Origin of the sequence: Actinocatenispora comari, assembly GCF_017312725.1 — a bacterium.
In the GTDB taxonomy this organism is placed as follows: domain Bacteria; phylum Actinomycetota; class Actinomycetes; order Mycobacteriales; family Micromonosporaceae; genus Actinocatenispora; species Actinocatenispora comari.
In genome coordinates this window covers 101,405-107,658 of the sequence record NZ_BOPO01000064.1, presented here as the reverse complement: position 1 = coordinate 107,658, position 6,254 = coordinate 101,405, and the positions used below count along the sequence as shown (strand labels likewise).

Genomic DNA, 6,254 nt, shown 5'->3' with positions numbered 1-6,254 from the left:
CGGGCCGGCCCGCGGTGTCGGCGCCGTCGGCCGGCGAACCGGACGACCGGGCACCCGCGGGTTCGAGGCCGGCGGGGTCGGGGTCGGGGTCGAGCACGGCGCAGCCGATCGCGAAGAACGCGACGACCAGCCCGATCACGTAGTCGGGCCGGCCCCCGCCGAGCAGCGCGACCAGCCCGGCGGCCGGGTACGCGACGACCAGGCAGCGCACCGGGCGCCAGGCGGGGCGGCGGGCGAGGGCGCGCAGCCCCGCCCACCAGATCGGTACCAGCAGCGGTCCGAGCAGGACCAGCTGGAACGGCACGAACTCGATCCGGTTCTCGGTCCCGTCGTGGGCCGACAGCGCGGACGCCATGGCGAGCTGCGGGAACCCGTGGGTGAGCTGGTAGATGATGCTCGGCGCGCCGAGCACCGCGGCCACCGCGACCCCGAGCCACAGGTACCGGTCGCGCAGCGTACGGCGCGGGCCGACCACGGCGAGGCCGACCGCGAGGCCGATCGCGAGCAGCACGATCAGCTGCTTGTTGAGTAGGCCGATCCCGGCCACCACGCCCACCGCGAGCCACCAGCGCCGGTCGCGCAGCAGCGCCCGTACCGAGCACAGGACGGTGCCGAGCCAGATCGGCAGGTCGATCGACGAGGTGAGCAGCACGTGCCCGCTGATCAGCGGGAACACCCCGGTGGCGGTACCGATCGCGGCGAGCAGTTGGCCGCGGCGGCCGGCACCGAACTCGGCGGCGAGCGCCGCGGCGAGCAGTGCGGTACCGGCGGCGGCGAGGGCGGCCGGCAGCCGCAGCGCGACGAGGTTGTCGCCGAACACCGCGGTGGCCACCCGGGCAAGCGCCGGGGTACCGACGGGCTGGTCGACGTAGCCGAGGGCGAGATGCCGGCCGAGCAGCCGGAAGTAGAGCTCGTCGCGGTGGTAGCCGTACCGGGTGGCGAGCGCGAGCAGCGCGGCGACCAGTACCAGGGCGATCGGCAGCAGGGCCCGCCAGTACAGCGGGGTCGGCCGCGGCAGCGGCGGCGCACCGTCCATCCGCGGATCGTAGGGCGCCGGGCGGCCGGCGTCCGACCCGCACCGCAGACCCCCGCAAACCGGGACGCGGCGCGCCGGCCCCACCGCGCGCTCGACGGCGCGGGGCGTGGACGCCGGCGGGGAGCGGCAGCGGGCTGCCAGCGCTGTCAGGCGACGGTGCGGGTGCTGCCAGCGGTGGGCCGCAGGCTACGACGCATGACGAACGCAGACGTGGTGGTGGTCGGTGGCGGTCCGGTCGGCCTGATGGTGGCCGGCGAGCTGCTCACCCGAGGTGTGTCGGTGACGGTGCTGGAGCGGTTGACCGAGCCGAGCGAGACGATCAAGGCGGGCTCGATCAGCGGCCGTACCGTCGAGGTGCTGGAGCGGGCCGGGCTCGGTGCCGAGCTGGCGGAGATCGAGCAGCGGATCATGGCGACGGTGGCGAAGCCGGCCCGGGGCGGGGGCACGCCGGGCGGGGGCAGGCCGGGCGCGCGCGGCCACTTCGCCGGCATCTTCAAGCTCGGGTTCACGCCCGAGGAGCTGCCGATGGCGATGGAACTGCTGGAGCTGCGGCCGCGCGGGCTGTTCGAGGCCGGCGAGGCGGGTCGGGCGTCGATCGGCCGGCCGATGATGATCATGCCGCAGCTGGAGCTGGAGCGGGTGCTGGGCCGGTGGGTCGCCCGGCTCGGCGGTACGGTCCGGCGCGGCGCCGAGGTCACCGGCGTCGTCGCCGACGACGACGGGGTGACCGTCACGCTGGCTGGCGGCGAGCCGGTGCGGTGCCGGTACCTGGTGGGTTGCGACGGTGGTCGCAGCGCGGTGCGGCGGCTCACCGGCTTCGCGTTCCCCGGTACGGCGCCGACCATGACCGGGCACCAGGCGATCGTGGAGCTGACCGGTGCGGACGGGCTGGCGATGGGCTGGAACCGCAACGACACCGGCCTGATGGTGTACGGGCCGTTCCCCGGCCGGGTGCTCACGGTCGAGTTCGACGGGCCGCCGGCGGACCGGGACGCGCCGGTCACCGCCGCCGAGGTGCAGGCGAGCATCCGCCGGGTCAGCGGCGTCGACGTCACGGTCACCGCGATGCGCACCGGCACCCGGTTCACCGACAACGCCCGGCTGGCCGACGGGTACCGGCGGGGCCGGGTACTGCTCGCCGGCGACGCCGCGCACGTGCACTCGCCGTTCGGCGGGCAGGGGCTGAACCTGGGGCTGGGCGACGCGGCGAACCTGGGCTGGAAGCTCGCCGCGGTGCTGGCCGGCGACGCCGACGAGACGCTGCTGGACAGCTACAGCGCGGAGCGGCACCCGGTCGCCGAGCGGGTGCTCGCGAACACCCGGGCGCAGCTGGCGCTGCTGCGGCCGGACCCGCAGTCGGACGCGTTGCGCGCGCTGTTCACCGAGCTGATGGACCTGGAGCAGGTCAACTGGTACCTGACCTCGATGATCGGCGGGCTGGACGTGCGGTACGCGAGCGACGGGCATCCGCTGCTCGGCCGGTTCTGCCCGGATCCGGGCCTGGTCACCGCGGACGGCCCGGTGCCGCTGGCGGAGCTGACCACCGACGGCCGCGGCCTGCTGCTGGACCTGGCCGACGACCCCGCGGTCGTCGCGGCCGCGACCGGGCACGCCGACCGGGTCCGGGTGGTCACCGCGCCGGCCAAGAACCTCGGCGACGTCACCGGCCTGCTGGTCCGCCCGGACGGCCACCTGGCCTGGGTCGCCGACGCCGCCGCGCCGGCCGACCTGGACGCCCTGTCGACCGCGCTGGCGACCTGGTTCGGCCCGGCCCGCTGATCGGCGGTCAGCGGTGCTGGTGGACCGGTTCGCCCTTGCCGAGCACGACGATGCCGGAGTCGGTCACGGTGTGGAACTCGCGGTCGCGGCCCAGGTCGGTACCGAGGTGGGCGCCGGCCGGCACGACGACGTTCTTGTCCAGGATGGCGTGCTGGACCACCGCACCGCGGCCGACCCGTACCCCGTCGGAGAGCACCGAGTCCTCGACCCAGGCGCCGTCCTCGACCATCACGTCGGGCGACAGCACCGAACGGGCGACCGTACCGGTGACGATGCAGCCGGCGGACACCAGCGACTCGTACGCCCGGCCACCGAGCACGAACTTCGCCGGTGGCAGCGGCGGCACGTGCCCGCGGATCGGCCAGTCGCTGTTGTACAGGTTGAACACCGGGTGCAGCGAGACCAGGTCGAGGTGCGCGGCGTAGTACGCGTCGATGGTGCCGACGTCGCGCCAGTAGCCGCGGTCGCGTTCGGTGGCGCCGGGCACGTCGTTCGCGGCGAAGTCGTACACGGCGGCGTCGCCCTTGTCGACCAGCATCGGGATGATGTTGCCGCCCATGTCGTGCGCGGACGCCGGGTCCTCGGAATCGGTGCGCAGCGCGTCGATCAGCGCGTCCGCGGTGAACACGTAGTTGCCCATCGAGGCGTACGCGTGCGCCTCGTCGCCGGGGATGCCGGGCGGCTGCGCCGGCTTCTCCAGGAACCGGGTGATGGTCTTGCCGTCCTCGCCGGTCTCGATCACCCCGAACGCCCGCGCCTCGTCCCGCGGTACCCGGATGCCGGCGACGGTGGCGGCGGCCCCGGAGGCGATGTGCGCCTCGACCATCTGCCGCGGGTCCATCCGGTACACGTGGTCGGCGCCGAACACGATGATGTAGTCGGGCCCCTCGTCGTACACCAGGTTGAGGGACTGGAAGATCGCGTCCGCCGAGCCGGTGTACCACCGGGGGCCGAGCCGCTGCTGTGCCGGCACCGGGGTGATGTACTGCCCGAGCATCGAGCTCATCCGCCAGGTCTGCGAGATGTGCCGGTCCAGCGAGTGCGACTTGTACTGGGTCAGCACGCACAGCTTGAGGTAGCCCGCGTTGACCAGGTTGGACAGCACGAAGTCGATCAGCCGGTACTGCCCGCCGAACGGCACCGCGGGCTTCGCCCGGTCGGCGGTCAACGGCATCAGCCGCTTGCCCTCGCCACCGGCGAGAACGATGCCCAACACCCGTGCCCCGCGCGCCATGTCCGAACCATAGTCGCGATCGCGCTCCGCGGCACCCTGGGACACAGCCTGTTAACGCGTTCCTGATCCGCTCGCCATCCCGGGCAGCCCCGGGACACCCGCTTCCGGCGGCGCCGGTCACCCACTCCACCCGTGCCCGCCGCCGGCGTGGACGCCCTTCCCGGCCCCGCCGCCTGACGCCTCAGGCCTCGTGGGAGCCGACGCAGAACTCGTTGCCGGCCGGGTCGGCGAGCACCGTCCAGTGCAGGCCGGGCATGGTGTGCTCGGCGAGCTTGCTGGCGCCGATCGAGACGAGCCGGTCGACCTCGGCCGGGACGTCGTCGGTCCGCAGGTCCACGTGCACCCGGTTCTTCCCCGCCTTGGCCTCCGGTACCTGCTGCAGGCCCAGCTCCGGTTCGCCGTCGCCGGCCGCGCCGAGCAGGACGAACTCGTCGGACTCGAACACCGCCGCCACGTCCAGCGCCGCCGACCAGAACCGGGCGAGCGCGCGCGGCTGCGCGCAGTCGATGGTCACCATCCCGATGTGCACTCCCATACCGGCACGGTAGGTCGGCGCCGGGCGCCGCACCGGGGATATCAGCGAGCGTTCAACCGCCGGCGGGGATCAGCTCGCGGTCACCGTCCCAGTCGATCACCTCGTGTCCGAACCGCTCGTCGAGGTCGCCGTCCCGGTCCCGCACCCCCATCGCCACCTCGTACCGGCCGAAGCCGTACCGGCCGGCCGCGAGGGTGGCGAGCGCCCAGCCGCGCATGCCCGGCTTGACCTGCTCGACCGTCTGTTCCTCGGCGACCACCTGCACGCTGCCGATGACGCACTCGTCCAGGTCGACCGGATCGTCCCCGACCAGCCGGGTCAGCGTGAAGCAGTACGCCTCCCGGTCCTGGTCGTCGATGTAGTGCATCCCCCGCGCCGTCCCCACCCACATGACTCTCAGCTCCTGTCTCATGACGAATTGCGTTGACCGCACGATACAACAGTCATGGTTATAGAACCAGACCATCCACATTCATTGCACCACCGACGATGACGGCATAACGTGTTCCCGGTATGACCGACAAGGAGTACCGATGAGTACGGCAACGTCGCCCGTCGTCAAGGGCTGGGAGCTGGGCCTCCGGCTGCGCGAACGGCGCGAGCAACTCGGCCTGACCGCCACCGCCGTCGCGAAGCGGATCCCGTGCACCCAGACGTTCATCTCGATGACCGAGGCCGGCCGACCGAAGCTCACCGCATCCCGGCTCGCCCAGCTCTGCCGGATCTACGACATCGACACCGAGGAGGCCGCCGAGCTGGAACAACTTCGCCTGGGCGCCAACGAGAAGGCCTGGTGGCAGGAGTACTCGGGCCTGTTCAGCGCCGAACTCCAGCGCTACTTCGGCTTCGAGGCCGGCGCCGAGACCTGTCTGTCCTACGAAGGTTGCCTGGTGCCGGGAATGCTCCAGACCGAGTCGTACGCACGAGCCGTGATCGCGGATGGATCGCCCTACATCCGGCTCACCGAAGTCGATCAGCGAGTCGAGTGCCGCCTCCGACGCCAAGCGCGAGTCTCGTCGCCCCCGAATCTCAAACTGGTGGTGATCCTGGGCGAGGGCGCCCTCCATCAAGAGGTGGGCGGGCGTGCTGTCATGCACGAGCAGCTCGACCGGGTCGCCCGGCTTGCTCGGGAAAGCGAGCACGTCGAAGTGCGCGTCCTGCCGTTCACGGCCGGTGCACATCCGGCGCTCGGTGGCCCCTTCCACGTACTTTCGTTCGCATCCCCACGACTCCGCTCCATCGCGTGGTGTGAGACGCTCACATCGACGGCGATCACTGATGACCCATCACAGGTTCGCGAATACTCGATGGCTTTCCACTACGCGATCGAGCGGACGTTGACCGTCGAGGATTCGCTCCAGCTGATCGGTCAGCGTGCGAAGGAGCTGCAATGCCCCCGATCGGTCGATGGTTCAAATCCAGCCGCAGCACGAACAACGCGGCGTGTCTCGAAGTGAAGTTCGAGCGGACGGGCGAATGGTTCAAGTCGAGTCGCAGCTCGAGCAACGCGTCTTGTGTGGAAGTGCGGTTCGCGGGGGCGGTGGGGGTGCGAGACTCCAAGGATCGCAGTGGGCCGACGCTCGACGTCGATGCCGCCGCGTGGCGCGCGTTCGTCACCACGGTGCGGGCCGGCCAGTACGACTGAATCCACTGTGGACTGTCCACGGTGG

At 71.9% G+C, this 6,254-nt stretch carries 7 protein-coding genes; 3 read left to right on the top strand and 4 right to left on the bottom strand.

All coding sequences use genetic code 11. The features are described 5' to 3' along the window. On the bottom strand, positions 1 to 1,036 hold a 1,036-nt coding region (locus NUM_RS18805), incomplete at its 3' end, for a glycosyltransferase family 39 protein (protein WP_207126184.1). A gap of 195 nt (positions 1,037 to 1,231) precedes the next feature. Between NUM_RS18805 and NUM_RS18800 the strand changes: the two genes are divergently transcribed. Beyond that, positions 1,232 to 2,815 (top strand): FAD-dependent oxidoreductase, encoded by a 1,584-nt coding sequence (locus NUM_RS18800; RefSeq protein ID WP_207126183.1) that lies wholly within the window; start codon positions 1,232 to 1,234, stop codon positions 2,813 to 2,815. A 7-nt stretch (positions 2,816 to 2,822) separates the two neighbouring features. On the opposite strand, the gene glgC is transcribed toward NUM_RS18800, so the two are convergent. From glgC to NUM_RS18785, 3 genes are all read right to left on the bottom strand, one after another. Next, a complete protein-coding gene (glgC, locus tag NUM_RS18795) occupies positions 2,823 to 4,049 on the bottom strand; it encodes a glucose-1-phosphate adenylyltransferase (protein WP_207126182.1) in 1,227 nt (408 codons plus the stop codon). Positions 4,050 to 4,230: 181 nt separating this feature from the next. After that, the gene (locus NUM_RS18790) at positions 4,231 to 4,584 is read right to left on the bottom strand and encodes a VOC family protein (RefSeq protein WP_225918684.1); all 354 of its coding nucleotides are present in this window, start codon (positions 4,582 to 4,584) and stop codon (positions 4,231 to 4,233) included. Between the two features lie 52 nt (positions 4,585 to 4,636). Beyond that, positions 4,637 to 4,975 carry a hypothetical protein gene (locus tag NUM_RS18785; RefSeq protein WP_207126181.1) on the bottom strand — a complete coding sequence of 113 codons (339 nt, stop codon included), beginning with the start codon at positions 4,973 to 4,975 and terminating at the stop codon, positions 4,637 to 4,639. A 142-nt stretch (positions 4,976 to 5,117) separates the two neighbouring features. Between NUM_RS18785 and NUM_RS18780 the strand changes: the two genes are divergently transcribed. Further along, entirely contained in the window at positions 5,118 to 6,041 is a 924-nt protein-coding gene (locus tag NUM_RS18780) for a helix-turn-helix domain-containing protein (protein WP_207126180.1), read from the top strand. Then, a complete protein-coding gene (locus tag NUM_RS18775) occupies positions 6,038 to 6,229 on the top strand; it encodes a DUF397 domain-containing protein (RefSeq protein WP_263975133.1) in 192 nt (63 codons plus the stop codon). Before NUM_RS18780 ends, NUM_RS18775 begins: the two co-directional genes overlap by 4 nt. The last annotated feature ends 25 nt before the right edge of the window (positions 6,230 to 6,254 follow it).